24 protein-coding genes are annotated in these 25,467 nt (G+C 71.4%); 21 read left to right on the forward strand and 3 right to left on the reverse strand.

Going from position 1 to position 25,467, the window contains the following annotated elements; genetic code table 11:
* The first annotated feature begins 33 nt into the window (after nucleotides 1-33).
* The 12 genes from PCC79_RS07295 to PCC79_RS07350 all read left to right on the forward strand — a co-directional run bounded on the left by PCC79_RS07295 (nucleotide 34) and on the right by PCC79_RS07350 (nucleotide 11,129).
* Entirely contained in the window at nucleotides 34-1,152 is a 1,119-nt protein-coding gene (locus PCC79_RS07295) for a D-alanine--D-alanine ligase family protein (RefSeq protein ID WP_232548097.1), read from the forward strand.
* Nucleotides 1,152-2,204 carry a thiamine-phosphate kinase gene (locus PCC79_RS07300; RefSeq protein WP_232548096.1) on the forward strand — a complete coding sequence of 351 codons (1,053 nt, stop codon included), beginning with the start codon at nucleotides 1,152-1,154 and terminating at the stop codon, nucleotides 2,202-2,204. The genes PCC79_RS07295 and PCC79_RS07300 overlap by 1 nt, the downstream gene beginning before the upstream one ends.
* Nucleotides 2,205-2,214: 10 nt before the next feature.
* Nucleotides 2,215-4,662 carry an FtsK/SpoIIIE family DNA translocase gene (locus PCC79_RS07305; protein ID WP_342373422.1) on the forward strand — a complete coding sequence of 816 codons (2,448 nt, stop codon included), beginning with the start codon at nucleotides 2,215-2,217 and terminating at the stop codon, nucleotides 4,660-4,662.
* A gap of 27 nt (nucleotides 4,663-4,689) precedes the next feature.
* On the forward strand, nucleotides 4,690-5,583 hold the full coding sequence (locus PCC79_RS07310; RefSeq protein ID WP_232548094.1) for an aldo/keto reductase: 894 nt from the start codon (nucleotides 4,690-4,692) through the stop codon (nucleotides 5,581-5,583).
* Nucleotides 5,584-5,803: 220 nt separating this feature from the next.
* Complete coding sequence (locus PCC79_RS07315; RefSeq protein ID WP_232548093.1) at nucleotides 5,804-6,085, forward strand: hypothetical protein; 282 nt, start codon at nucleotides 5,804-5,806, stop codon at nucleotides 6,083-6,085.
* 113 nt (nucleotides 6,086-6,198) lie between these two features.
* Nucleotides 6,199-7,632: a 30S ribosomal protein S12 methylthiotransferase RimO gene (rimO, locus tag PCC79_RS07320; RefSeq protein ID WP_342373423.1), complete on the forward strand. Its 1,434-nt coding sequence runs from the start codon at nucleotides 6,199-6,201 to the stop codon at nucleotides 7,630-7,632.
* Nucleotides 7,629-8,231, forward strand: coding sequence for a CDP-diacylglycerol--glycerol-3-phosphate 3-phosphatidyltransferase (gene pgsA, locus PCC79_RS07325; protein ID WP_232548091.1), 603 nt, complete (start codon nucleotides 7,629-7,631; stop codon nucleotides 8,229-8,231). The genes rimO and pgsA overlap by 4 nt, the downstream gene beginning before the upstream one ends.
* Nucleotides 8,228-8,719, forward strand: a complete 492-nt coding sequence (locus PCC79_RS07330) for a CinA family protein (RefSeq protein ID WP_232548090.1) — start codon at nucleotides 8,228-8,230, stop codon at nucleotides 8,717-8,719. Before pgsA ends, PCC79_RS07330 begins: the two co-directional genes overlap by 4 nt.
* Before the next feature lie 88 nt (nucleotides 8,720-8,807).
* Nucleotides 8,808-9,077 carry a helix-turn-helix domain-containing protein gene (locus PCC79_RS07335; protein ID WP_269779202.1) on the forward strand — a complete coding sequence of 90 codons (270 nt, stop codon included), beginning with the start codon at nucleotides 8,808-8,810 and terminating at the stop codon, nucleotides 9,075-9,077.
* A gap of 22 nt (nucleotides 9,078-9,099) precedes the next feature.
* The gene (locus PCC79_RS07340; RefSeq protein WP_232548088.1) at nucleotides 9,100-9,294 is read left to right on the forward strand and encodes a DUF3046 domain-containing protein; all 195 of its coding nucleotides are present in this window, start codon (nucleotides 9,100-9,102) and stop codon (nucleotides 9,292-9,294) included.
* Between the two features lie 195 nt (nucleotides 9,295-9,489).
* A complete protein-coding gene (gene recA / locus PCC79_RS07345; protein ID WP_232548087.1) occupies nucleotides 9,490-10,563 on the forward strand; it encodes a recombinase RecA in 1,074 nt (357 codons plus the stop codon).
* Between the two features lie 104 nt (nucleotides 10,564-10,667).
* A complete protein-coding gene (locus PCC79_RS07350; protein WP_232548086.1) occupies nucleotides 10,668-11,129 on the forward strand; it encodes a regulatory protein RecX in 462 nt (153 codons plus the stop codon).
* Nucleotides 11,130-11,209: 80 nt separating this feature from the next.
* Here PCC79_RS07350 and PCC79_RS07355 read toward each other — a convergent pair whose 3' ends face one another.
* Nucleotides 11,210-11,455, reverse strand: a complete 246-nt coding sequence (locus PCC79_RS07355; protein ID WP_232548085.1) for a hypothetical protein — start codon at nucleotides 11,453-11,455, stop codon at nucleotides 11,210-11,212.
* 94 nt (nucleotides 11,456-11,549) lie between these two features.
* Between PCC79_RS07355 and miaB the strand changes: the two genes are divergently transcribed.
* Nucleotides 11,550-13,043, forward strand: a complete 1,494-nt coding sequence (gene miaB, locus PCC79_RS07360; protein ID WP_342373424.1) for a tRNA (N6-isopentenyl adenosine(37)-C2)-methylthiotransferase MiaB — start codon at nucleotides 11,550-11,552, stop codon at nucleotides 13,041-13,043.
* A gap of 148 nt (nucleotides 13,044-13,191) precedes the next feature.
* Here the strand turns inward: miaB and PCC79_RS07365 are convergent, their stop codons facing one another.
* Nucleotides 13,192-13,404 (reverse strand): antitoxin, encoded by a 213-nt coding sequence (locus PCC79_RS07365; RefSeq protein ID WP_232548083.1) that lies wholly within the window; start codon nucleotides 13,402-13,404, stop codon nucleotides 13,192-13,194.
* A 128-nt stretch (nucleotides 13,405-13,532) separates the two neighbouring features.
* Between PCC79_RS07365 and miaA the strand changes: the two genes are divergently transcribed.
* The 5 genes from miaA to PCC79_RS07390 all read left to right on the forward strand — a co-directional run bounded on the left by miaA (nucleotide 13,533) and on the right by PCC79_RS07390 (nucleotide 20,099).
* Nucleotides 13,533-14,546 carry a tRNA (adenosine(37)-N6)-dimethylallyltransferase MiaA gene (gene miaA / locus PCC79_RS07370; RefSeq protein WP_232548082.1) on the forward strand — a complete coding sequence of 338 codons (1,014 nt, stop codon included), beginning with the start codon at nucleotides 13,533-13,535 and terminating at the stop codon, nucleotides 14,544-14,546.
* Between the two features lie 25 nt (nucleotides 14,547-14,571).
* Entirely contained in the window at nucleotides 14,572-15,420 is an 849-nt protein-coding gene (gene dapF, locus PCC79_RS07375; protein ID WP_232548286.1) for a diaminopimelate epimerase, read from the forward strand.
* Nucleotides 15,417-16,832: a GTPase HflX gene (gene hflX, locus PCC79_RS07380; RefSeq protein WP_232548081.1), complete on the forward strand. Its 1,416-nt coding sequence runs from the start codon at nucleotides 15,417-15,419 to the stop codon at nucleotides 16,830-16,832. The genes dapF and hflX overlap by 4 nt, the downstream gene beginning before the upstream one ends.
* Before the next feature lie 63 nt (nucleotides 16,833-16,895).
* Nucleotides 16,896-17,924 (forward strand): lactonase family protein, encoded by a 1,029-nt coding sequence (locus tag PCC79_RS07385; RefSeq protein WP_342373425.1) that lies wholly within the window; start codon nucleotides 16,896-16,898, stop codon nucleotides 17,922-17,924.
* Between the two features lie 78 nt (nucleotides 17,925-18,002).
* Complete coding sequence (locus tag PCC79_RS07390; protein ID WP_232548079.1) at nucleotides 18,003-20,099, forward strand: ATP-dependent DNA helicase; 2,097 nt, start codon at nucleotides 18,003-18,005, stop codon at nucleotides 20,097-20,099.
* Between the two features lie 42 nt (nucleotides 20,100-20,141).
* Here the strand turns inward: PCC79_RS07390 and lexA are convergent, their stop codons facing one another.
* Nucleotides 20,142-20,954, reverse strand: coding sequence for a transcriptional repressor LexA (lexA, locus tag PCC79_RS07395; RefSeq protein WP_232548078.1), 813 nt, complete (start codon nucleotides 20,952-20,954; stop codon nucleotides 20,142-20,144).
* A 492-nt stretch (nucleotides 20,955-21,446) separates the two neighbouring features.
* On the opposite strand from lexA, the gene PCC79_RS07400 reads away from it, so the two are divergent.
* From PCC79_RS07400 to PCC79_RS07410, 3 genes are all read left to right on the forward strand, one after another.
* The gene (locus tag PCC79_RS07400; protein WP_232548077.1) at nucleotides 21,447-21,659 is read left to right on the forward strand and encodes a hypothetical protein; all 213 of its coding nucleotides are present in this window, start codon (nucleotides 21,447-21,449) and stop codon (nucleotides 21,657-21,659) included.
* Nucleotides 21,660-21,852: 193 nt separating this feature from the next.
* Entirely contained in the window at nucleotides 21,853-22,353 is a 501-nt protein-coding gene (gene nrdR, locus PCC79_RS07405) for a transcriptional regulator NrdR (protein ID WP_232548076.1), read from the forward strand.
* A 56-nt stretch (nucleotides 22,354-22,409) separates the two neighbouring features.
* A complete protein-coding gene (locus tag PCC79_RS07410; protein WP_232548075.1) occupies nucleotides 22,410-25,268 on the forward strand; it encodes a vitamin B12-dependent ribonucleotide reductase in 2,859 nt (952 codons plus the stop codon).
* The last annotated feature ends 199 nt before the right edge of the window (nucleotides 25,269-25,467 follow it).

The raw sequence follows: 25,467 nt of genomic DNA on the forward strand, positions 1-25,467 counted from the left end.
GGTGTGGTGGCAGCCATCCGAAAGGAACTCCACATGCGGCAGGTCTCCCGCACACGCGTCGCGATCATCTTCGGGGGCGTGAGCTCCGAGCATGACGTCTCCTGCCTCACCGCCGGCGGGGTGACGCGCGCGATCGACGCCGAGCGGTTCGAGGTGGTCGGCATCGGCATCACGCCCTCGGGCCGGTGGGTGCAGGTGTCCACCGACGAGATGGCGTCGCTCGCCGTCGAGGACGGCCGGCTGCCGCGCCTGGACGAGGACCGGCCGACGGCCGTCCTGGTCCCCACCGCCCGCGGTGGGCGCATCGCGACGCTGGACGGCGACACGCTCGTCGACGCCCGCGACTTCGACGTCGTGTTCGCCCTGCTGCACGGGCCCTTCGGGGAGGACGGCACCCTGCAGGGGCTGTTCGAGATGCACGGGCTGCGCTACGTGGGGGCCGGGGTGGCGGCGTCCGCCATGTCGATGGACAAGGACCTGATGAAGGCCGGGTTGGTCTCGGCCGGGCTGCCCACCTGCCCGTGGGTCACGGTCACGGCCCACGCCTGGGCGGAGGATTCCGCGCGCCTGACCCGGCGCATCGAGGACAACCTGGCCTTCCCCGTCTACGTGAAGCCCGCGCGCGGCGGCTCGTCGGTGGGCATCTCGCGGGCGGCCGGCATCGACGAGCTCGCGGCCTGCGTCGAGGACGCGCTCACCTGGGATCCCAAGGTGGTCGTCGAGCAGGGCTTCGTGGGGGCCCGCGAGATCGAGCTCGCCGTGCTCGACTCACTCGACGGCCCGCCGCGGGTCTCGCTGGCCGGGGAGATCCGCATGCACACCGCCGACGCGTTCTACGACTACGAGGCCAAGTACACCCCCGAGGGGCAGGTGGACCTCGACGTCCCCGCCGACCTCTCCGACGCCCTGCTCGCCCGCGTGCAGCGGATCGCCGCGCGCACCTTCACCGCCATGGGCGCCGAAGGGCTCTCCCGCGTCGACCTCTTTGTGACCCCCGACGAGGAGATCTTCGTCAACGAGCTCAACACCATGCCCGGCTTCACCTACCTCTCGATGTACCCGAAGCTGTGGGAGGCGACCGGCCTCGCGTACCCCGATCTCATCGCCGAACTCATCGAGCTGGCCCTCCACCGGCCCATGGGGCTGCGCTGATGGCGGCTCGCACGGTCGACGAGCTCGGCGAGTTCGGGCTCATCGAGGCGCTCACCGCCGGCCTGGCCACCTCGGACGCCCTCCGCGTCGGCCCCGGGGACGACGCCGCCGTGTTCACCCCGGACGGCGACGTCGTCGTCTCCACCGACGCGATGGTGGAGGACGTCCACTTCAAGAAGGTGTGGTCGGGCCCGCACGACGTGGGGCGCAAGGCCGTCGGCTCGGCGGTGGCCGACCTGGAGGCCATGGCCGCTCGCCCGGTGGGCATCGTCGTCGCGCTGAGCTGCCCCGCCGCCACCCCAGCCGACTGGGTGCTGGAGTTCGGCCGCGGCGTCGCCGAGGAGTGCGGCCTGGCCGGGGCCGTCCTGATGGGCGGCGACGTGACCCGGGGCGCCGCGATCGCGGTGGTCGTCACGGTGTTCGGCGACCTCGGCGGACGCCCCCCGTTGCTGCGCTCCGGCGCCCGCCCGGGCGACGTGGTGGCGGCCGTCGGCCGCTTCGGCATGGCCGCCGCCGGCCTCGCGGTGCTGGCCCGCGGGTTCCGGTCGCCGGGCGCGGTCGTCCGCGCCCACCGCGTGCCCGAGGTGCCCTACGGCCAGGGCCGCGTGGCGGCGGACGCCGGCGCCACGAGCCTCATCGACTGCTCCGACGGGCCGCTGGCCGATCTCGGGCACGTGGCCCGCGCGTCCGGCGTCCGCATCGACCTCGACAGCTCCGCCTTCGAGGTGGGGGAGGCCCAGCAGACGGTCGCGGCGGCGATCGGCGGGGGAGACCCCCTCGGGTACGTGCTCACCGGCGGCGACGACCATGCGTTGCTCGCGACCTTCCCGGACGCCGACGCCGTCCCCGCGGGTTGGTTCGTCGTGGGCCGCGTCCTGCCCGCCGAGGACGCCACGGACGCCGACGACCTGGCCCACCCCGTGACCGTGGACGGCGCTCCCTGGGACAGTGACGACAGCTCCGGCGGCTGGCGGCACTTCCGAGCCCACCCTGGTAGCCGGACGCCGCGACCGGCGGCGTGGACGCTCGACCGGGGTCCCGGGCCTTGTTAGGGTCGTCGCCATGGCGACCCGCGCGTCTTCCCCCACGCGGAGCCGATCGAACGCACCCCGTTCGTCGTCTTCTCGTGGCCGAAGCTCATCGAACTCCTCCAAGCGCGCCCCCGCGAACAGCGGGGGCGGCTTCACGGCCGTCCTGGCCGCGCTCGGACGCGGCATCGCCGCGGTCTGGATGGCGCTGGCCCACGCCACCGGACGCCTCGTGCGCAGCCTGGGCTCGCCGGATCGCCAGCTCGACCCCGAGAAGCGGCGCGACGGCACCGGCCTCGCTCTGCTGGTGCTCGGCGCGCTCGTCGCGGCGGCGTTCTGGTTCATGCTCCCCGGTGCGGTCGGGGACGCGCTGCGCGTCGGCATCGCCACGATCGTCGGCTCGGCCGCCGTCGCCGTCCCGCTCGCCTGCTGGGCCTTGGCGTGGCGCACGCTGCGCGACCCCGAGGCCAACGGCCCCGCCGGCCGCCAGCCGGTGGGGTGGCTGACCCTCGCCCTCGGCGTCCTCGGCCTCATCAGCATCGCCCGCGGGCTGCCCACACCGTCCCAGGCCGAGCAGATGCAGGCCGCCGGCGGCATCCTCGGCTTCATCTCCAGCTCGTTCCTCGCCGACCTGCTCACCCGGTGGGTCGCCGTGCCCGTGCTGGTGCTCATCAGCCTGTTCGGCCTGCTGGTGATCACCGGCATCCCGCTGCGGGAGTTCCCGCAGCGCTTCGCGGCGCTGCGCGCCCGGCTGCCGCAGCGTCCCGAGCGCCCCGAGCTCACCTACGGCGTGGACGAGGCCTACGACAGCCCGCTGGTCGAGGATCGGCTCCAGCTCGACCCCTCGGACGCCGACGTGGTCGACGGCGAGGTCGTCCCCGAGGAGCGCATCGCCGCGGTGGCCGCCCCGCCGGTCACGGCCGGCAAGGCGCCCGTGACGGTCGACCCGCCGAAGGACCTGCAGCCGCCCGAACACTCCAACGAACCGCTGCGCGCGGAGCAGCTCGTGCTCACCGGCGACGTCCAGTACGTGCTGCCGGAATCCACCAGCCTCAAGGCCGGCACGGCACCCAAGGCGCGCACGGAGGCGTCCGACGCCATCGTGGGGCGCCTGGCCGAGGTGTTCAGCCAGTTCGACATCGACGCCCAGGTGACTGGCTACACGCGCGGGCCGACGGTCACGCGCTACGAGGTGGAGCTGGGCCAGGGCGTCAAGGTGGAGAAGGTCACCGCGCTGGGCCGCAACATCGCCTACGCCGTGGCGTCGGCGGACGTCCGCATCCTCAGCCCCATCCCCGGCAAGTCGGCCATCGGCGTCGAGATCCCGAACACCGACAAGGAGATCGTCAGCCTGGGCGACGTGCTGCGCAGCAACCGCGCCCGCAACGACCACCACCCCATGACCGTCGGGCTGGGCAAGGACGTCGAGGGCGGCTACGTCGTGGCCAACATGGCCAAGATGCCGCACCTGCTCGTCGCGGGAGCCACCGGCTCCGGCAAGTCGAGCTTCGTGAACTCGATGATCACCTCGCTGCTCATGCGCGCGACGCCGGACGAGGTGCGCCTCCTGCTGGTGGACCCCAAGCGCGTGGAGCTCACCAACTACGAGGGCATCCCGCACCTCGTGACGCCGATCATCACGAACCCGAAGAAGGCGGCCGAGGCACTGCAGTGGGTCTGCCGCGAGATGGACGCCCGCTACGACGATCTCGCCGCCTTCGGGTTCCGGCACATCGACGACTTCAACAAGGCGGTCCGCTCCGGCGCCGTGACCGTGCCTCCCGGCTCCGAGCGCGTGCTCGCGCCCTACCCGTACCTGCTGGTGATCGTCGACGAGCTGGCCGACCTCATGATGGTCGCCCCGCGCGACGTCGAGGACTCCATCGTCCGCATCACCCAGCTCGCGCGCGCCGCCGGCATCCACCTGGTGCTGGCCACGCAGCGCCCCTCGACCGACGTCGTCACCGGCCTCATCAAGGCCAATGTGCCCTCGCGCCTGGCATTCGCCACCTCGTCGATGACCGACTCGCGCGTTATCCTCGACCAGCCGGGCGCCGAGAAGCTCGTCGGGCAGGGCGACGGCCTGTTCCTGCCGATGGGGGCGTCCAAGCCCGTCCGCGTGCAGGGCGCCTGGGTCACCGAGGCGGAGATCCGCGAGGTCGTGAAGCACGTCACCGAGCAGCTCGCACCGCAGTACCGCGAGGACGTGGCGGCGCCGGCGGAGTCGACGAAGGTGGCCGAGGACATCGGCGACGACCTCGAGCTCGTCCTCGAGGCCGCCCAGCTCGTGGTGAACCTGCAGCTCGGTTCGACGTCCATGCTGCAGCGCAAGCTGCGCGTGGGGTTCGCGAAGGCCGGACGCCTCATGGACATCCTGGAGACCCGCGGCATCGTCGGCCCCTCGGAGGGCAGCAAGCCCCGCGAGGTGCTCGTGAAGCCCGACGACCTGGACGCGGTGCTGTCCAACCTGGCGGAGGCCTGAGCTCCGACGCGCACTAGGGTGGGCTGCATGACCAAGCAGCGCACTCTCGGACAGTTCCGCGTGTCCCCCCTCGGCCTGGGGGCCATGCCGTTCTCCATGAACAACGACGGCACGACGACGCCCCGCGAGCAGGGGATCGCCACGGTGCACGCCGCCCTTGACGCCGGCGTCCGCCTCATCGACACCGCCGACATCTACGCCCCGAGTTGGGACGCGGTGGGCCACAACGAGGAGATCGTCGCCGAGGCGCTGGCCGCCTGGTCGGGCGACCGCAGCGAGGTCGTCGTGGCCACCAAGGGCGGCATCACCCGCCACGAGCCCGACGGCTGGGGCCGGGACGCCTCCCCCGCACACCTCCGCCGGGCGGCCGAGGCGTCCGCCACCCGCCTGGGGGTCGACACGATCGACCTCTACTACCTCCACCGGCCGGATCGCACCCGCGTGTACGCCGACGCCATCGAGGCGCTGGCGCAGCTGAAGGCCGACGGCCTCATCGCCGAGATCGGGATCTCCAACGCGAACGTCGAGGAGATCGACATCGCCCTCGAGGTGCTTGGCGAGGGTGGGCTCGCGGCGGTGCAGAACGAGTTCTCCCCGAAGTTCAACCACACCTCGTTGTCGGAGTTGGAGCACTGCGGTGAGCACGGCATCGCCTTCCTGCCCTGGTCGCCGCTGGGTGGCACCGGCGGGGGAGCGGCAGCGGTCGGCGAGCGTTTCGCCGCGATCGCCCAGGTGGCGGACGCCCACGGCGTCAGCCCGCAGCAGGTCACGCTCGCCTGGGAACTGGCCTTGGGTGACCACGTCATCCCGATCCCGGGTGCGTCCCGACCGGCCTCGATCACCGACTCGGCCCTGGCCATGGAACTGGACCTGACGCAGGACGAGGTGGAGCGCATCAGCGCCGCAGTGTTGCAGCGCTGAGCGAGCCCCTCTCGGACGCCCCGGCTCGTGCCGAGCCGGGGCGGTTTCGCCCCCTGATGGCCCCATGGGTGGGCCCAGGGGGGGCGCATGGGTGAATTTCTTCCTCCCCCGCCGTGTTCAACTTCACGCCGCGGATCGCTGTTGACTAGGGTGTGAATCACCCACACCGGTGACCGCCGCAGATCGTGTGGGCAAAGAACACTGAGTGATTGGGGAAAAAATGATCAAGCGTCTCGCGCTCGCCGCCACCGGCACCCTCGCCGCCGGAGCCCTGGCCCTGGGCAGTGTGTCCTACGCCCTGCCGGGCGGCTCGGCCCCCGATTCGGTCTCGTACGGCTCGGTCTCCTACGGCGCCGCCCCCTCCAGCTCGGTGTCCTATGGGTCGGTGTCGTACGGGTCGGTCTCCTACGGGTCGGTCTCCTATGGTTCCGTGTCGTACGGTTCGGTCTCCTACGGCGCCGCACCCTCGAGCTCGGTGTCGTACGGGTCGGTCTCGTACTGAGTGACTGGCCGCGGACGAGCGGGAGGCCCTGGGGGCTTCCCGCTCGTCGGCGTCCGGCTCGGGGTGGAGCGGGCACGCAACGACCTGCTCCTCACCCCGGATACCCTTGCGGCGTGACCTCCACCCGCGTCCACATCGTGTCCCTCGGCTGCGCCCGCAACGAGGTCGACTCCGACGAGCTGGCCGGGCGGCTGGAGACCGGTGGGTTCACCCTGGTCGAGGAGCCCGGCGACGCCGAGGCCATCGTCGTCAACACGTGCGGCTTCATCGAATCGGCCAAGAAGGACTCGATCGACACCCTCCTGGCTGCCGCCGACCTGAAGGGTGCCGGCCCGACGCAGCGCGTCGTCGCGGTCGGATGCATGGCCGAACGGTACGGACGCGAGCTGGCCGAGGCGCTGCCCGAGGCGGACGCCGTCCTCGGCTTCGATGCCTACGCCGACATCGACGAGCGGATCCGCCTCGTGATGGCCGGGGCGCACGTCGAGGCCCACACGCCGTCGGACCGGCGGCGTCTCCTCCCGGTGGCACCGGCCGCGCGCCGCCCGGCCGCGTCCGGGGTGGTCGTGCCCGGGCTGGGCGCGTTGCCGGACGGCCTCGCGCCCGCGTCCGGCCCGCGGCCGGTGCGGCGACGCCTGACCGGCGGGCCGTCCGCGGCGGTGAAGATCGCCTCCGGCTGCGACCGGCGCTGCGCGTTCTGCGCCATCCCGAGCTTCCGCGGCTCGTTCCTGAGCCGCGGCGTGGACGACGTGGTGGCCGAGGTGCGCCAGCTCGTCGGGCAGGGGGTGCGCGAGGCGTTCCTGGTGAGCGAGAACACATCGTCCTACGGCAAGGATCTCGGTGAGCTGGGCGCGCTGGAACGACTCCTGGGCGAGCTCGACCGCATCGACGGCCTGGAGTGGATCCGCGTGAGCTACCTGCAGCCGGCCGAGATCCGGCCGGGCCTGATCGAGACGATGTGCAGCCTGGAGAAGGTCGTGCCCTATTTCGACCTCAGCTTCCAGCACGCGGCGCCCGCGGTGCTCCGTCGCATGCGCCGCTTCGGGGATCCCGCGTCGTTCCTGGGCCTCCTGGACCGCATTCGGGCGCTGCGGCCGGACGCCGGCGTCCGCAGCAACGTGATCGTGGGCTTCCCCGGCGAGACCGAGGCCGACGTCGACCTGCTCGTCGATTTCGTCGAGCGGGCGCGGCTGGACGCGCTCGGCGTCTTCCCCTACTCCGACGAGGAGGGGACCGAGGCCGTCGGTCTCGGCGATCACGTGGCCGCGGACGTCGTGGCGGAGCGGTTCGAACGCGTCAACGACCTCGCCACCGAGCTGGTCGACCAGCGGGCGGCCGAGCGGGTCGGCGAGCGCGTCCGGGTGTTGGTCGAGTCGACCGACGGCCCGGACGCGGTGGGTCGCGCGGCCCACCAGGGCCCGGAGGTCGATGGGGTCTGCCTCGTGCCGGGGGGTGCCGCGCGCCGCGCGGTGGGCGACCTGGTGTGGGGTAGGGTCGAGGCGTCGGACGGCGTCGACCTGATCGTGCGGGAGGAGACTTCGCGATGAGCGCAGCACCCACCACACCGCCCAGCAACTGGAACCTGCCCAACGTGCTCACCGGCCTGCGGCTGGTGATGGTTCCGCTCCTCGGCTGGGTGCTGCTGGCCTTCCCCGCCGACCCCGTGATGCGCTGGGTGGCGACCGCCGTGTTCACCCTGGCGATCATCACCGACGCGGTGGACGGGCACATCGCCCGCAAGCACAACCTGGTGACGGACTTCGGGAAGCTGTGGGATCCGATCGCCGACAAGGCCATCACCGGCATGGCGTTCGTGGGCCTCAGCATCCTCGCCGAGCTGCCGTGGTGGATCACCGTGGTCATCCTCGTCCGCGAGTGGGGCATCACCGTGCTCCGGTGGGCGATCATCAAGTACGGCGTGATGGCGGCGAACCGCGGTGGCAAGCTCAAGACCGTCCTGCAGGCCGTCGCGATCATCCTGTTCCTGCCCGGGCTGGCGCTGATGCCGGTGTGGTGGGGGTGGCTCGCGTGGGCGGCGATGATCCTGGCTTTGGTGCTCACCGTGGTGACGGGGCTGGACTACCTGCGTGAGGCCGCGAAACTGCGGGCCCGCTACCTGGCCGAGCACCCGGAGGAGGCCCGGTGAGCGAGTTGGCGGCGAATGTCATCGCCACCTTCACCGAGCGGACCGTGACGCTGGCCACCGCGGAGTCCCTGACCGGCGGGCTCATCGGTGCGACGCTCACGCAGGTGCCGGGGGCGTCCGCGGTCTACCTCGGCGGAGCGGTGGCGTACGCGAGCCGGCTGAAGACGGACCTGCTCGGCGTCCCGGCAGAGGCGCTCGCGGCGCACACAGCCGTCAGCCAGGAGGTGGCGCTCGCCATGGCCGTCGGTCTGCAGGAGCGTACGGACGCCGACTGGGCGGTGGCCGTCACCGGGGTGGCCGGGCCGAGCGGTCAGGACGGGCACGAGCCCGGCGAGGTGTACGTGTGCGTGGTCGGCCCTCGCATCGCCTCCCTGCCGCAGCAGCAATTGGTGGAGCACTACGCGTTCACCGGCGACCGGGCCGCGATTCGGGCGCAGACGGTGGACGCCGCCCTCGCGATGCTGCTGCGCGTCGTCGCGCCCGTGTAGGGTCGGGAACACGGCTGGACGCCGGTGCGTTGAGGTACCGGTCGATGTGGCACCCGTTGAGGAGAGGAGGGGGACCGTGGCTGTTCTCATGCGCGAGATGCTCGGACAGACGCTGCGCGAACTGCGGCTGGAATCCACCAAGACCCTCCGTGAGGTCTCCGGGGAGGCCCGCGTGTCGCTGGGCTATCTCAGCGAGGTGGAGCGAGGCCAGAAGGAGGCCTCCAGCGAGCTGCTCAACGCCATCTGCGGCGCGCTGGACGTGCCGCTGGCCGACCTGTTGCGCCGGGTGAGCGACCGGGTCGAGGCCCACGGCGCCGTCACGACGCTGACGCTGCGGACGCCGCGCGCGGCGGCCTGACGCGTCGAGAGCCAGCCGACGCGTGCGGGAGACCGAACTCTGGCGACGCCTGGAGCACCACCTCGGCGCTCCGTATGCCCGCGTGTGGGCGGACCAGACCGTGTTGGCCGATCTCGAGGGCCGCACGGTCATCGAGGCACTGGCCTCGGGCGTCAACGCGCAGCGCGTCTGGCGAGCCGTGTGGGCCTTCCTGGAACTACCGGCCTCGGAACGCTGAACCGCGCCGCGCGTGTCGGCGCCCCCTTCGAACACCTGTTCGGTAGAGTTGTGGATGTTGGGCACGACGGCAGCTCGTTCTCCACAGCCCGCCACGGGGGTGACGGAATGTCGGAGGCACGGCCTAACGTGCTGGGTGAAGCGGGAGAGACCTCTCCCACCCGAGGGCCCACCCGGTGGGCGGGAAAGGTGAACGATGGCGGTAGCAGATCGCGAGAAGGCGCTCGAGGCGGCCCTCGCACAGATTGAGAAGGCCCACGGCAAGGGGTCGGTCATGCGGCTGGGCGAGGAGACCCGCCAGCCGATCGAGGTGATCCCCACCGGGTCGATCACACTGGACGTGGCGCTCGGCATCGGCGGGTTGCCCCGCGGCCGGGTGGTCGAGATCTACGGCCCGGAGTCCTCGGGCAAGACGACGGTGGCGCTGCACGCCATCGCCAACGCCCAGGCGGCAGGCGGCATCTGCGCGTTCATCGACGCCGAGCACGCGCTGGATCCGGAGTACGCGGCGAAGCTCGGGGTTGACACCGACGCGCTGCTGGTGAGCCAGCCGGACAACGGTGAGCAGGCGCTGGAGATCGCGGACATGCTCGTGCGCTCGGGGGCGTTGACCCTCATCGTCATCGACTCGGTGGCCGCGTTGACGCCGCGCGCCGAGATCGAGGGCGAGATGGGCGACAGCCACGTCGGCCTGCAGGCCCGTCTGATGAGCCAGGCGCTCCGCAAGATGACCGGTGCGCTCTCCGGGGCCGGCACCACGGCGATCTTCATCAACCAGCTGCGCGAGAAGATCGGCGTCATGTTCGGGTCGCCCGAGACGACGACCGGTGGTCGCGCCCTCAAGTTCTACTCCTCGGTCCGGCTCGACGTCCGCCGCATCGAGACCCTCAAGGACGGCACCGACATGGTCGGCAACCGCACGCGAGTGAAGGTCGTCAAGAACAAGGTGGCGCCGCCCTTCAAGCAGGCCGAGTTCGACATCCTGTACGGGCAGGGCATCAGCCGCGAGGGCAGCCTCATCGATCTGGGCGTCGACGAGGGCATCATCCGCAAGGCGGGTGCCTGGTTCACCTACGAGGGCGACCAGCTCGGGCAGGGCAAGGAGAACGCCCGCAACCACCTGAAGCGCAACCCCGACATGGCGAACGAGATCGAGCTCCGCATCAAGACGAAGCTCGGCGTGGGCGTCAAGCGCGAGGACGCCGCGGGTGACGCCGGTGCGGAGGCTGCTGAGGACATCGATCCGGTGACCGGCGAGGTCAGGTTCTGAGCGGGGGCAGGGGAGGGGGCGCGGGCGGCCGTCGCGGGCGTCGGCGCTCCTCCGAAGAACCGACCGACCTGGTCGGTGACCAGCCTGAGGCCGATCAGGAAGCCGTGGCCCGGGAGATCGGGCTGCGGCTGCTCGAGCTGCGCGCCCGATCCCGTGCCGAGCTGGCCACGGCCATGGCCCGCAAAGGTGTGCCCGCCGAGGTCGCCGCGCGCGTGCTGGACCGTTTCGAGGAGGTCGGGCTGGTGGACGACGCGCAGTTCGCCAGCTTGTGGGTGGAGGGGCAACAGCGCCGCATGAAGTCGGCGCGCGCCCTGCGCCAGGAATTGCGCACCAAGGGGGTCGACGCCGAGACCATCGACACCGCGCTGTCCGACACCCCGGACGACGCGGACTACGCGGCGGCGCGGGCCCTGGCCGAGAAGAAGGTCCGCTCCATGGCCAACCTCGAACCCCACGTCCGGTACCGCCGGTTGGCGGGGGCATTGGCCCGGCGCGGTTTCGGCCCCGGCTTGGCCCACCGCGTGGTGGGCGAGGTCACCGAGGGCCTGGACGAGCCGGAGCCCTGAGCGGGGCCGGCCGCCGAGCGGACGGAGCCGGGCCGCGCTGCCTGCCGAACCGTCCAGCCCGAGCCACTCGCGCGGTCGACTCAGGGTTTGGTGACCTTGTCGACGATGTCGCTGTCGGACTGATCCGTCGTGTCTTGGCCGTCCTCGTCGCCGACGGGCTCGCGACGCTCGCCGACGTCACCGGCTTCCGGGCCGTCGGGCTGCTCGTCGGCCACGTCCTGACGGGTGGTCGGATCGTCGATGTGTGCGGGGTGACGCAGCGAGGGATTGTCGGCGGCCTGCTCTTGGGAGGGCTTGGCGCGCGGGTCGATCTGGTCGTTGCTCATGGAAACCTCCTTCGCGGCCCGCCACCGGGAGGCGGGGCATGGGCCTCCCACCCTAATGACCCGCGTCGGCCACGGGGTAGAATCTGCCCTCGTCATGACGAACCAAGCCCTGCCGCGCACCTACGAGGTCATCACCTACGGCTGCCAGATGAACGTCCACGACTCCGAGCGGATCTCCGGTCTCCTCGAGGGAGCGGGCTACACCCGCGCGCCCGAGGCGTCCCGCGGTGACATCGTCGTGTTCAACACCTGCGCGGTGCGCGAGAATGCCGACAACCGCCTCTACGGCAACCTCGGCCACCTGCGCCCGGAGAAGCTGAAGAACCCGGCGATGCAGATCGCGGTGGGTGGCTGCATGGCGCAGAAGGACCGCGACACGGTGGTCAACCGCGCGCCGTGGGTGGACGTCGTGTTCGGCACGCACAACATCGGCTCGCTGCCGGTGCTGCTGGAGCGGGCGCGCGTGGAGCAGGCGGCGCAGGTCGAGATCGAGGAGTCGCTGACGCGCTTCCCCTCGACGCTGCCCACCCGGCGCGACTCGCCGTACGCAGCGTGGGTGAGCATCTCCGTGGGCTGCAACAACACCTGCACCTTCTGCATCGTCCCGCAGCTGCGCGGCAAGGAGGCCGATCGGCGTCCCGGTGACATCCTCGCCGAGATCCGGGCCCTCGTCGCCGAGGGCGTCCAGGAGATCACCCTGCTCGGCCAGAACGTGAACAGCTACGGCGTCGAGTTTGGCGACCGGCTGGCCTTCGGCAAGCTGTTGCGGGCCTGCGGCGAGATCGAAGGCCTCGAGCGCGTCCGCTTCACCTCGCCGCACCCGGCGGCGTTCACCGACGACGTCATCGCCGCGATGGCCGAGACGCCCAACGTGATGCCGAGCCTGCACATGCCCCTGCAGTCCGGCTCCGACGCCGTGCTCCGCGCCATGCGCCGCTCCTACCGCAGCGAGCGCTTCCTGGGCATCATCGACCGCGTTCGCGCCGCCATCCCCGAAGCCGCCATCACCACCGACATCATCGTGGGGTTCCCCGGGGAGACGGACGCCGACTTCGAGGCCACGATGGACGTGGTGCGCGCGAGCCGATTCTCGGCGGCGTTCACGTTCCAGTACTCCATCCGCCCCGGGACGCCGGCCGCCACGATGGCCGACCAGGTGCCCAAGCCGGTCGTCCAGGAGCGGTATGAGCGCCTGGTCGAACTCGTGGGAAACCTGGCGTGGGAGGAGAACAAGACCTTCCTGGGTCGCACGGTCGAGGTGCTCTTCGCCGACGGCGAGGGCCGCAAGGACGCCGAGACGCACCGCGTGTCAGGGCGGGCCCGCGACAACCGGTTGGTCCACGTGGCGGTCGACCCAGACGCACCCGCCCCGCGTCCGGGCGATCTGGCCGACGTCGAGATCACCCACGCCGCCCCCCACCACCTCAACGCCGACGGCGCGGTGACCAACCTGCGGCGGACCGCGGGTGGCTACGCGTGGGAGCGCTGGCGTGGCGCGCCACCCGCAGCCCCCTCGATCGGGTTGGGGATGCCGCTGCGCCGCCCCGAGCCGATGGCCCCGGCCACCGGCGGCTGCTCCCGAAACTGACGACCCCGACCCGGACCGCGACCCCGGTGCTCATCGGCCGGCCGGGTCAGGACGCACTCAGGGCCGCACCCGAATCGGGTGCGGCCCTGAGCGAGATAGCTTGCGTCCAGGACGGATCAACGAACGTCAGGCGTCCGCCACCGCTGTGTCACGCGCGCTCCTGCGGAGCGTTCGCGTTCTGGTCGGTCGTCCCCTCCGGGGCGCCGACCCAGTCCTTGGCGAAGTCCTGGGCCTGGTCGACCTGCTCGGCGTAGCGGGACCCGGTCTTGCGGTCCACGGCGTCGCCCGCCTTGTCGATCCCGGCCTCCACCTGCGCCTCGTGGGCGTCGGCGGTGTTCTTGATGTCGTCGAAGATGCCCATGAGACCTCCTCTCTCCCGTCCAGTGCCGGCCCTGTTGTCACCCGGCAGGCCCCACCGTACGCCGCCGATGCGGACGAGGGAACCCCCCGCCCGTGAGCCGGACGCCCCGGATGGGCCAAGATGGACCGGTGCCCCACCACCCCGCGCCCGAGGAGACTCTGCCGGTCATCGCCCTGAACGGGCCCACGGCGAGCGGCAAGTCCACCCTCGCCGTCGACGTCGCCCTCCACCTGGCCGCCCACGGCCAGCCGGCCGAGATCGTCAACGCCGATTCGATGCTCGTCTATCGGGGCATGGACATCGGCACGGCCAAGCCGACGCAGGCCGAGCGGCGCGGCGTCCGCCACCATCTCGTCGACGTTCTCGACGTCACCGAGGTCGCCACCGTGGCCGACTTCCAGGATCGCGCCCGCACGGCCATCGCGGACTGTCGCCGGCGCGGGGTCGTGCCCGTGCTGGTCGGTGGGTCGGCGCTCTACCAGCGGGCCATCCTGGACGTGTTCGAGTTCCCGGGCACCGACGCCGCGGTGCGCGCCCGTTGGGAGGCGCGCCTGGCGGACGAGGGGCCCGAGGCGCTGCACGCCGAGTTGGCCCGGCGCAGCCCGGCGGCCGGCGCGGAGATCCTGCCGGGCAACGGTCGCCGCCTCGTCCGGGCGCTGGAGGTGATCGACCTCACCGGCAGCCATGCCGCCACCTTGCCCGCGTGGACGTACGCGATCCCCGGGGTGCGCGCGTGGGGGCTCGAACTGCCGCGCGACGTCATGGATGCCCGCATCGCCGAGCGTGTCGACGCGATGTGGGAGGCGGGATTCGTCGACGAGGTGCGCCGGCTCGAGGCGGCCGGGTTGCGGCGGGGCCGGACGGCAGCGGTCGCCATCGGCTACGCCCAGGTGTTGCGCTTCCTCGCCGGGGAGATCACGCAGGACGAGGCGCGGGCCGACACCGTCCGCCGCACCAAGCGGTTCGCCCGCCGCCAACTCGGCTGGTTCCGGCGCGACGACCGCATCGCCTGGCTGGCGGCCGGGGATCCCGGTGCCGCCGCCACCATCGCCCACGACGCCTTGGGCCCCGACGCCTTGACCACCGACGCCCCGCAACAGCGCTGCGGGGGCGGGGAACAGGCCCACGGCCAGCGGCGTTGATCTGCTCGTGTGGGAGAATGACGCGGTGGTGAGCTTTGCGAAGGGGCACGGGACGAAGAACGACTTCGTCCTCCTCGTCGACCCCGACGACGAGCTCTTGCTCACCGACGCCGCCGTGCGCTTCCTGTGTGACCGGCGCGGCGGCATCGGCGGTGACGGCGTCCTGCGGGCTGTGCGCGCTCGCCATGTTCCGGAGTGGAGCGGCGACCCCGACCTGTGGTTCATGGACTACCGCAACGCCGATGGCTCGATCGCCGAGATGTGCGGCAACGGCGTCCGCGTGTTCGCGCGGCACCTCGTGGCCGAGGGGTTGGTGCCGGCCGGCACCACCACCGTCGGCATCGGCACCCGGGCGGGCCTGCGCGAAGCGGAGGTGCTGCCCGACGGCCGCATCCGCGTCGCGATGGGACGCCCCCGCCTGGCCGCCGCGGAGGTCGAGGTGAGCCTCGCCGCGGGCGTTCCCGAACAGCGCTGGCGGGCGCGCGCGGTCGACGTCGGCAACCCGCACGCGGTCGTCTGGCTGGAGGGCGACGACCTCGACGGGCTCGACCTGACGCGTCCGCCGGTCTGGACGCCGCGTGAGGCCTTCCCCGACGGCGTCAACATCGAGTTCGTCGCCCCGGTCGGGGACCATCACGTTCGCATGCGCGTGTTCGAGCGCGGCGTGGGTGAGACCGCCTCGTGCGGCACGGGCACGGTCGCCGTGGCCGCAGCGCTGGCTGACCGTGGCGAGAACCAGAGTGAAAGCACCTGGCGGGTGGACGTGCCGGGCGGCTCCGTGGAGGTCACCCTCCGCGACGGGGACGCCTGGCTGACCGGACCCGCCGAGATCGTGGCCCGCGGCGACGTCGCGTGGCCCCAGGAGGAAGCATGACGCACGAGCCGTATGGCGCCGATCCCGAATCCGTCGACTACGACGGTGACCAGCTCGATCTCGCCGAGCGCATCTCGCTGCGGCGCGTGGCGGGCATGTCGACGCAGTTGGCCGACATCACCGAGGTCGAGTACCGCGAGCTGCAGCTGGAGCGCGTCGTCCTCGTCGGGGTGTGGACGTCCGGCACGCAGGCCGACAGCGACAACGCGATGGCCGAGCTCAAGCTGCTCGCCGAGACGGCCGGTTCCGACGTGCTCGAGGGGCTGGTCCAGCGGCGCACCAGCCCGGACCCGGCCACCTACATCGGCCGCGGCAAGGTCGACGAGGTGCGCGAGGTGGTGATCGCGACCGGCGCCGACACCGTCATCTGTGACGGGGAGCTGGAGCCCGCCCAGCTGCGCAACCTGGAGGACCGGATCGGCGTCAAGGTCATCGACCGGACGGCGCTGATCCTGGACATCTTCGCGACACACGCCAAGTCCATCGAGGGCAAGGCCCAGGTCGAGCTGGCCCAGTTGCAGTACCTGCGGCAACGGCTGCGCGGCTGGGGCGGCAACCTCTCCCGCCAGGCCGGCGGCCGGGCGGCGGCCGGCGCGGGCATCGGCGGCCGCGGCCCCGGTGAGACCAAGATCGAGACCGACCGCCGGCGCATCGGCAGCCGCATCGCCCAGCTCCGCAAGCGGTTGCGTGACATGGACGCCGTGCGCGACACCAAGCGCGCCGAGCGCAAGCGCAACCAGGTGCCCTCCGTCGCCATCGTCGGCTACACCAACGCCGGCAAGTCGTCGCTGCTGAACCGGCTCACGGGCGCCGGCGTCCTGGTGGAAAATGCCCTGTTCGCGACGCTCGACCCGACCACCCGGCGCAGCGAGACCGCCGACGGGCGCGTCTTCACCCTGACCGACACGGTCGGCTTCGTCCGGCACCTGCCCCACGATCTGGTCGAGGCGTTCCGCTCCACGCTGGAGGAATCGGCGGACGCCGACCTGCTCGTCCACGTGGTCGACGCCTCCGATCCCGACCCGGCCGGGCAGATCAGCGCCGTCCGATCGGTGTTGAACGAGATCGGCGCGGGCAACCTCGCCGAGCAGATCGTGTTCAACAAGATCGACCTGGCCGACCCGGACGCACTCGTGCCGCTGCGCACCCTGGCCCCGGACGCGCTGTTCGTCTCGGCGCGCACGGGCGCGGGGGTCGAGGAGCTGCGCGCCCGCGTCGAGGAGCGACTCCCGCGTCCGCCGGTCGAGGTGCGCGCCATGATCCCGTACGCCCGTCACGACCTGGTGGATCGGATCCACAAGGCGGGGGAGATCCTCACCACCGAGCACACCGGCGACGGCACCCGGGTCATCGCTCGGGTGAACGCCGATCTGGCCGGCGAGTTGGCGGAGTTCAGCGAACGTTCAGCCTGAACGCGTCCGCTCGGGCGTCCGCGGCGCCTGCGTGGGCGGGCGGCGTCCGCCTACGATGGACCCATGACTGACGCACTGTTGGCCCTTGTCGGCAACGCCAAGGCGGGCACGATCTCCGTGGTCGCCGTGGACGATGACCACCTGCGGGTGGTCGGCACGAGCGAGGTGGGTGCCGGGTGCAGCACCTTCGCCGTGGACGCCGCCCGCAACCGCGTGTACACCGCCGTCAAGGAGCCCTCGCCGGGCATCGTGACGCTGGAGCTGGACCGGCTCACCGGCACGCTGAGCGAGCTGTCGCGCACCGAGGTGCCGGATGCGTTGGCGTACCTCACCCTGGCGCGGGGCGGTGAACTGCTGCTCGGTGCGTCCTACGGCGGGGGCTGGGGGGCGACGTGGCCGGTCACCGACGGGGTGGTCGGGGAGCGTTCCAAGCCGGTGCAGCACCGCAACGTCCACTGCGTCGTGACGGACGCCGCGGGGCAGCACGCCTACTTCGTGGCGCTCGGGGACGATCTCGTGGCCCAGTGCGCGATCTCTCGCGACGGGGCACTCTCGCCGCTCGAGCCGCCGACCGTCGGCCTCGACGCCGATGCCGGGCCGCGCCACCTCATCTTGTCCTTCGACGAGACGTCGGCCTACCTGATGACCGAGTTCACCGGCGAGGCCATCCGGTTCGACCGCGACACCGAGACCGGCACGCTGACCCGGGCCGAGTCGGTGCGCGCCCACGCCACTGACCGGGGGCTGTCCGACAGCGAGCTGGGGGCGGACCCGAAGGAGGGCCACCTCGTCTGGGGCGCCGATCTGCACCTGGCGCGTGAGGAGGCGTACCTCGTCTGCTCGGAGCGCACCGAGAGCACGCTGGCGGCGGTGAGGCTGGACGCCGACGGTCACCTCGGTGAGGTCGTCGCGCTGGCCGAGACCCAGACGCAGCCCCGCGGGTTCAACGTCACCCCGGACGGTGCCCAGCTGCTCGTCGCGGGTGAGGCGTCGGGCCGGGTCAGCCTGGTCGGCATCAGCCTGGACGGCCGGCTCACCGAGCTGGACCAGGTGGCCACCGGCGAGGGCCCCAACTGGGTGCGGTTCGTCTGAGCCGCTCCACCGACGCGCTGTCCACAGGCGCGGCGCCCCGAACTGGGGCGGCGCGCCGTCGTCCGTTACGGTGATCGGATGAGCACCCCGCAGCCGACGGCCACCACCATCTTGGCTGCGGCCGTCGACCGCATCGGTGGGACGCCGCGCGACGGCCAGGTGCGGATGGCGCAGGCCGTCGAGCAGGCCATGGAGCGCGAGGAGCACCTGCTCGTGCAGGCCGGCACGGGCACCGGCAAGTCGCTCGGCTACCTGGCGCCGGCGCTCGCTCGGCTGCACTCCCACCCCCGCGAGCGCATCGTCATCGCCACCGCCACGCTGGCGCTGCAGGCGCAGCTGGCCCACACCGACATTCCGGCCGCGGTGGCGGCGGCCGCCACGGTGACGGGACGATCGGTGTCGCACGCGATCCTCAAGGGCCGCACCAACTACGCCTGCCTCCATCGGGTGATCGACGGTGCGGGAGCCGACCAGGGGAGTCTTCTCGCCGGGGCCGATGTCGCGGAGAGTCTGCGCAGCGGTGCGCGGGCGGACGCCGCCACCGTGGTGGGCGCGGAGGTCGTGGCGCTGCGCGAGTGGGCGAAGGAGCAGCTCGACACCGAGGCGTCCGGCGACCGTGACGACGCCCCGACGCACACCGCCGCAGCCTGGGCGCAGGTCTCCGTGCCGGTGCGCGAGTGCCTCGGCGCCACCGCGTGCCCGTTCGGGGACGTGTGCTTCGTGGAGAAGTCGCGGGAGACCGCGCGGGCAAGCCAGCTGGTCGTGACCAACCACGCCCTGCTCGCCATCGACGCCATGCACGGCCACACTGCGTTGCCCGATCACGACCGGTTGATCATCGACGAGGCGCACGAGCTGGTCAGCCGCGTCACGGGCGCGGCGTCCGCCGAGCTGGGCCCCGCCCAGGTGGAGCGGGTCGCGCGTCGCTGCCTCGGGGCGGTCGACGACGACCTGGGTGTGCAGTTCCTCGAGCTGGCCGACGAGCTCACCGGTGTGCTGACGACGATCGAGCCGGATCGCATCACCGACCCCGAGGCGCCGGTGTTCGGCGTCCTGGCGCGTCTGCGGGAGGTGACGCGTGAGGTCGCAGGGGTGTTGGCCAAGTCCGACGACGCCACCGACAAGCAGGCCGGCGCGGCGGCCAAGGAGATCCTCGATGTGGCCGAGCGCATGGCAGTGCTCGGTGACGGGGACGTGTTGTGGTTGAGCGACCGGGAGCGTGGGGGGCGCTGGCTCGTCATCGCGCCGCTGGACGTCGCGCTGCTCATGCGCGACAAGGTGTTCGCGCAGACGCCGACCGTGCTGACCTCGGCCACGCTCAAGCTCGGCGGTGAGTTCGAGGGCGTGGCCCGCACCGTGGGCCTGTGGCGCAGCGAGCGGCTCGCCGACGGGGCGACCGCGGTGGGCGCGCCGCGCAAGCGGCACGACGAGGTCGGCCAGGAGTCGGGGGCAGCGGACGCCGGGGGAGCCGGGAGCGGCGCTCCCGCGTCGGCCCAGGCATGGCGCGGCCTGGATGTGGGATCGCCGTTCGACTACACCCGACAGGGCATCGTGTACGTGGCGGCACACCTGCCCGCACCCTCGCGGGACGGAATCGGCCCCGAGGCCCTGGCCGAGATCTCCGAGCTGGTGTGGGCGGCCGGCGGACGCACGCTCGGCCTGTTCGCCTCGCAACGCAACGCCGAGGCGGCGGCGCGCCACTGCCGCGCCGAACTGCCATCGTTCACCACCTTGTGCCAGGGCGACGCGCAGCTCCCGGAGCTGGTGCGCCGCTTCGTCGCCGAGCCCACCACGAGCCTGTTCGGCACGCTCAGCCTGTGGCAGGGCGTCGACGTGCCGGGGGACACGTGCCAGCTCGTCATCATCGACAAGATTCCCTTCCCGCGGCCCGACGAGCCGCTGATGCGCGCGCGCCAGCAGGCGGCCCAGCAGGCCGGGGGCAAGGGGTTCATGACGGTCGCGGCCCACCACGCGGCCCTGTTGCTGGCCCAGGGCAGCGGACGCCTCATCCGCCGGGTCAGCGACCGGGGCGTCGTGGCGGTGCTCGACCCGCGTCTGCGCACGGCCCGCTATGGCTCGTTCCTGCGGGCGTCGATGCCCGACTTCTGGCAGACCACGGACCGGGAGACCGCGATCGCTGGCCTGCGTCGGCTGGCCAGCGAGGCGGCGGGCTGAGCCCCCGGGCGACACCACGTCCGCCCGGGGGGTGACGCCGAGTCAGACGCGCCGCAGCACCGCGGTGACCTTGCCCAGGATGGTGGCCTGGTTGCCGTCGATGGGGGAGTAGGCGTCGTTGTGGGGCAACAGCCACACCTGCCCCGGCGTCCGCTTGAAGGTCTTGACCGTCGCCTCGCCGTCGATGAGCGCCGCGACGATCTCGCCATTGTTCGCGTCCGGCTGTTGGCGGACCACGACGTAGTCGCCGTCGCAGATGGCCGCGTCGATCATCGAGTCGCCCTTGACCTGGAGCAGGAACAGCCGCCCCTCACCCACCAGGTCGCGGGGGAGGGGAAGCACCTCCTCGACGTGTTCCTCGGCGAGGATCGGCCCACCCGCCGCGATGCGGCCCACCAGGGGAACCTGCACCGAGGCGCTCACGTGGACATCGGCGTCCGGCACGACCTCGTCCGCCTCCTCCTCGTGCGCGACGGCCCCGGTGGCCTCACCGGGCAGCCGCACCATGAGGGCGCGCGGACGCTTGGGATCCCGAAGCAGGAAGCCCTTCTTCTCCAGCACCTTGAGCTGGTGGGTCACGCTGCTGGGCGAGGCCAGACCGACCGCGTCGCCCATCTCACGGATGGTGGGGGGGAAGCCCCGCGCCTCGACCATCTCGCGGATGTGGTGCAGGATCATGCGCTGCCGGATCGTCAGCCCGTCCTCCCCGGCAGGGCCGTCGGGCAGGGGGCGAATCTTGCTGAGCTTCTCGAGATCGGCGTCGCTGGGCCGGCCGCGGTGGGACTGCTTGGGAATCTGCTTGCGGGGCCGCCCGCGGCGCGACGGGTTCGGGTTCGGTGTCGTGGTGGTCGCCATGGAGGTCACGCTAGCGCTCCGCACGGGGGGCATTCAAACATCTGTTCGACGTGTCGCGCGACTCGGTTCGAAAACTGTCGGAGGCGGCTGATGGACTCGTCCCCAGGTGAGCAGCACGCTCGAACAGATGTGCGATGGGTGCTTGCAATCGCTCGCCCGTTCGGTTCATACTGATCGAACAGATGTTCGACCGGTGCACCAGGAGAGGAAGCCACCATGAGTGCAGTTCTGATGGATCGCCCGGCGGTCCGGTCTGCCACCCCGCGTGACCCGATGGCGGCGGAACCCGCCCGCACCGCGCCGGCCCGCGCCCCTCGCCAGCTTGGCACGCGGGGGCCGGCGTCACGCTCGGACGCGACGGGCCCGGACCGGGCGCGGCCTGACGCAGGGCGGGTCGCCGCGGCGCGTGGCGCCGTGCGGGGTGTGGGAGCCGATCGACGCGGGCGCGCCTGGACGGCGTCCGGCGCGAGGGCGTGTGCGGAGGTGCGGTCGGTGACGTCGGTTGCGCGGCCGGCCGCTGCCCCGTCGGCGTCCGGCCGGCTGTACTGGACGCCCCGGGGTGTGGCGGTGATGGTGATGCTGGTTGCCGTCGTGGTGGGGGTCATGGCCACGACGTTGGTCGGGGCCTTCCTCGCCGTGAGCAATGAGCCGGTGGCCGAAACGGCCCTGACGGCGGCGTTCGTGGCTCCTCAGCCGGGGCGTTGACCGACGTCGGCGCGCCGCACCGGCGCGACGCGCCGACGAGCTTGCATCGTGCCCACCTCTGCTCCTAACCTCTACATGTAGTAGTTACATCGGTGTCGTTCATCCACAGATTGTGGTCGTGGCGCACAGGGTGTCCACGGGAGATCCACACCTTCGTCCACAGGGCGAGGCTGTCGCGGGAGGAGGGAGAGCCGTGCACTGTCCGTACTGCCGATTCACCGATTCCCGCGTCCTCGACTCGCGCGTGGCGGAGGACGGCACCTCAATCCGGCGGCGGCGGGAGTGCCGGTCGTGCCAGCGGCGTTTCACCACCCTTGAGCAGATGCAGCTCGTCGTCGTGAAGCGCTCCGGCGTGGTTGAGCCCTTCTCGCGCGAGAAGGTCGTCAGCGGCGTGCGGAAGGCCTGCAAGGGCCGTCCGGTGTCGGAGGGCGAGCTGGCTCGCCTCGGCCAGCAGGTCGAGGAGGCGCTGCGCGCCGCGGGCCAGGCGGAGATCCCGGCGGACGAGGTCGGGGTGGCCATTCTGGGCCCCCTGCGAGAACTCGACGCGGTGGCGTACCTGAGGTTCGCGTCCGTGTACCGCCACTACCAGTCCGTGGAGGACTTCGAGGCGGAGATCGACCGTCTCCGGGGGGAGCTGTCGTCCGTGGGTGCGTCGTCGGACGTGCCCGAACCCACTGAGCAGCAGCTGTTCTGAAACCACCCACCGGCGCCCCGCGGGCGCCGAACAACCCAGGAGGAGAAGGGTATTCCATGACCGAGACGAAGCAGGCACCCCGCAAGGGCGCGACGAAGGGCGGCGCCGGCCTGACCATCGAGCGCGTGTTCACCACCGAGGGCGCCCACCCCTATGACGAGGTGACCTGGGAGTCGCGCGACGTCGTCCAGACGAACTGGAAGACCGGCGAAACGGTCTTCGAGCAGCGCGACGTGGAGTTCCCGGACTTCTGGAGTCTCAACGCCTCCACCATCGTCACCACCAAGTACTTCCGCGGCGCCGTGGGGACGCCCCAGCGCGAGCGCAGCCTGCGCCAGCTGATCGACCGGGTCGTCGGCAAATACCGCACCGCGGGCGAGGAGAACGGATACTTCGCGACGCCCGAGGATGCCGAGATCTTCGACCACGAGCTGACCTGGATGCTCCTCCACCAGGTGTTCAGCTTCAACAGCCCGGTCTGGTTCAACGTCGGCACGCAGAGCCCCCAGCAGGTCAGCGCATGCTTCATCCTCAGCGTCGATGACTCGATGGACTCGATCCTCAACTGGTACAAGGAGGAGGGCTTCATCTTCAAGGGCGGCTCCGGTGCCGGCCTGAACCTGTCCCGCATCCGCTCGAGCAAGGAGCTGCTGTCCTCCGGTGGCACCGCGTCCGGGCCGGTCTCCTTCATGCGGGGGGCGGACGCCTCGGCCGGCACGATCAAGTCGGGCGGCGCCACCCGCCGCGCGGCGAAGATGGTCGTGCTCGACGTCGATCACCCCGACATCGAGGAGTTCGTCGAGACGAAGGCGCGTGAGGAGGACAAGATCCGCGCGCTGCGCGACGCCGGCTTCGACATGGATCTCGGCGGCAAGGACATCGTCAGCGTCCAATACCAGAACGCCAACAACTCGGTGCGCGTCAACGACACGTTCATGAAGGCTGTCGAGGAGGGCACCGAGTTCGGGCTGCGCGGTCGGATGACGGGGGAGGTGATCGAGGAGGTGGACGCCCGCGTCCTGTTCCGCAAGATCGCCGAGGCCGCGTGGCAGTGCGCCGACCCCGGCATCCAGTACGACGACACGATCAACGCGTGGCACACCAACCCCGAGACGGGCCGCATCACGGCGTCCAACCCGTGCTCGGAGTACATGAGCCTCGACAACAGCTCCTGCAACCTGGCCAGCCTCAACCTGCTGAAGTTCCTGCGCGACGACGACACCTTCGAGGTGGAGACGTTCGTGAAGGCCTGCGAGCTCATCATCACGGCCATGGACATCTCGATCTGCTTCGCCGACTTCCCGACCGAGGCGATCACGCAGACGACGCGTGACTACCGCCAGCTCGGCATCGGCTACGCCAACCTGGGCGCGCTGCTGATGGCCATGGGCCGGGGCTACGACTCCCCGGGTGGGCGCAGCCTCGCTGCGGCGATCACGTCGCTCATGACCGCGGCGGCCTACCGTCGCTCGGCCGAACTGGCCGGCGTCGTCGGCCCCTACGCCGGTTACGCGCGCAACGCGTCGGCGCACCAGAAGGTCATGCGCAAGCACCAGGCCGCGAACGACGACCTGCGTATCGTGGAGGCGGCGGACCGCCCGGTTCACGACGCCGCCAGCGCCGAATGGGCCCATGTCGTCGAACTGGGCGCGAAGCAGGGCTTCCGCAACGCGCAGGCGTCCCTGCTCGCGCCGACCGGCACGATCGGCTTCATGATGGACTGCGACACCACCGGCATCGAGCCGGACTTCTCGCTGGTGAAGTTCAAGAAGCTGGTTGGCGGCGGGTCGATGCAGATCGTCAACCAGACGATCCCGCGCGCCCTGGGCAGGCTCGGGTACTCCGCCGAGGTTGTGGAGGCGATCGTCGCCTACATCGCCGAGCACGGCCACGTCGTGGGGGCGCCCGGGCTGAAGACGGAGCACTACGAGGTGTTCGACACCGCGATGGGTGAGCGGGCCATCAAGCCGATGGGCCACGTGCGGATGATGGCGGCCGTGCAGCCCTTCCTGTCCGGCGCGATCTCCAAGACGGTGAACCTGCCCGAGTCGGCCACGGTCGAGGACATCGCCGACGTGTACATGCAGGGCTGGCAGCTCGGGCTCAAGGCCCTGGCCGTCTACCGCGACAACTGCAAGGTGGGCCAGCCGCTCAGCGATGCCAAGAAGAAGGTCGAGCCGGTCGTCGAGGTGAAGGCCGAGCCGGCGGTGCGCGTCGAGTACCGCCCGCGTCGGCAGCGGTTGCCCAAGCAGCGCATGTCGCGGACGACGTCGTTCACCGTGGGTGGCGCCGAGGGTTACATGACGAGCTCGGAGTACGAGGACGGCCGTCTGGGCGAGCTGTTCCTCAAGCTCGGCAAGCAGGGCTCGACGCTGGCCGGTGTCATGGACGCCTTCTCCATCGCGATCTCGATCGCGCTGCAGTACGGCGTGCCGCTGGAGACGTACGTCCAGAAGTTCACGAACCTCAAGTTCGAGCCCGCCGGCATGACCGACGACGTCGACCTGCGGATGGCGCAGTCGGTGATCGACTACGTCTTCAAGCGGCTGGCGCTGGACTACCTGAGCTTCGACGAACGCGGCGAGCTGGGCATCTACACCGCCAGCGAGCGGGCCCGGTACGTCGAGACCGGTTCCTACCTCTCCGAGGAGGACGAGGCCCAGCTCATCGAGTCGGAGTCGCTCAAGAACGACGCGATCGACGACATGCGCTTCGACGAGTCGGGCCCGAACCAGCCGAGCCTGGTCTCCGCGAGCCCGGACCTCACCGGTGCGCACACCACCGCCGAACTCATGGAGCGGGTCACCGGTCACGCCGTCGACGCGCCCCTGTGCTTCACCTGCGGCACGAAGATGCGGCCATCGGGCAGCTGCTACGTCTGCGAGGGCTGCGGCTCGACCAGCGGCTGCAGCTGATGCCAGTTCTCACCCGAATGTCACCGTAATGAGACGCTGGTGTCACCGCCGTCGCACGGTTTTGTCACCAGCGTCGCACCGGATGTCACCACTGCTTGTGCAGGTCGCAGGCGAGGAAGGCGTCATGGGAGGCCCGTGAGAACGGGAGTGACAAAAGGATGAGAACAGCACGACCGATTGCCCCGGGCCGAGTACGGTC

The sequence above is a fragment of the Propioniciclava soli genome, from assembly GCF_038502305.1.
Lineage (GTDB): Bacteria > Actinomycetota > Actinomycetes > Propionibacteriales > Propionibacteriaceae > Propioniciclava > Propioniciclava soli.

What these genes read in the sequence shown, in the direction of transcription:
- PCC79_RS07295 (WP_232548097.1), top strand. Translation starts at nt 34, where the DNA reads ATGCGGCAGGTCTCCCGCACACGCGTCGCGATCATCTTCGGGGGCGTG.
- PCC79_RS07300 (WP_232548096.1), top strand. Translation starts at nt 1,152, where the DNA reads ATGGCGGCTCGCACGGTCGACGAGCTCGGCGAGTTCGGGCTCATCGAG.
- PCC79_RS07305 (WP_342373422.1), top strand. Translation starts at nt 2,215, where the DNA reads ATGGCGACCCGCGCGTCTTCCCCCACGCGGAGCCGATCGAACGCACCC.
- PCC79_RS07310 (WP_232548094.1), top strand. Translation starts at nt 4,690, where the DNA reads ATGACCAAGCAGCGCACTCTCGGACAGTTCCGCGTGTCCCCCCTCGGC.
- PCC79_RS07315 (WP_232548093.1), top strand. Translation starts at nt 5,804, where the DNA reads ATGATCAAGCGTCTCGCGCTCGCCGCCACCGGCACCCTCGCCGCCGGA.
- pgsA (WP_232548091.1), top strand. Translation starts at nt 7,629, where the DNA reads ATGAGCGCAGCACCCACCACACCGCCCAGCAACTGGAACCTGCCCAAC.
- PCC79_RS07335 (WP_269779202.1), top strand. Translation starts at nt 8,808, where the DNA reads ATGCGCGAGATGCTCGGACAGACGCTGCGCGAACTGCGGCTGGAATCC.
- recA (WP_232548087.1), top strand. Translation starts at nt 9,490, where the DNA reads ATGGCGGTAGCAGATCGCGAGAAGGCGCTCGAGGCGGCCCTCGCACAG.
- PCC79_RS07355 (WP_232548085.1), bottom strand. Translation starts at nt 11,455, where the DNA reads ATGAGCAACGACCAGATCGACCCGCGCGCCAAGCCCTCCCAAGAGCAG.
- miaB (WP_342373424.1), top strand. Translation starts at nt 11,550, where the DNA reads ATGACGAACCAAGCCCTGCCGCGCACCTACGAGGTCATCACCTACGGC.
- PCC79_RS07365 (WP_232548083.1), bottom strand. Translation starts at nt 13,404, where the DNA reads ATGGGCATCTTCGACGACATCAAGAACACCGCCGACGCCCACGAGGCG.
- hflX (WP_232548081.1), top strand. Translation starts at nt 15,417, where the DNA reads ATGACGCACGAGCCGTATGGCGCCGATCCCGAATCCGTCGACTACGAC.
- PCC79_RS07385 (WP_342373425.1), top strand. Translation starts at nt 16,896, where the DNA reads ATGACTGACGCACTGTTGGCCCTTGTCGGCAACGCCAAGGCGGGCACG.
- PCC79_RS07390 (WP_232548079.1), top strand. Translation starts at nt 18,003, where the DNA reads ATGAGCACCCCGCAGCCGACGGCCACCACCATCTTGGCTGCGGCCGTC.
- lexA (WP_232548078.1), bottom strand. Translation starts at nt 20,954, where the DNA reads ATGGCGACCACCACGACACCGAACCCGAACCCGTCGCGCCGCGGGCGG.
- PCC79_RS07410 (WP_232548075.1), top strand. Translation starts at nt 22,410, where the DNA reads ATGACCGAGACGAAGCAGGCACCCCGCAAGGGCGCGACGAAGGGCGGC.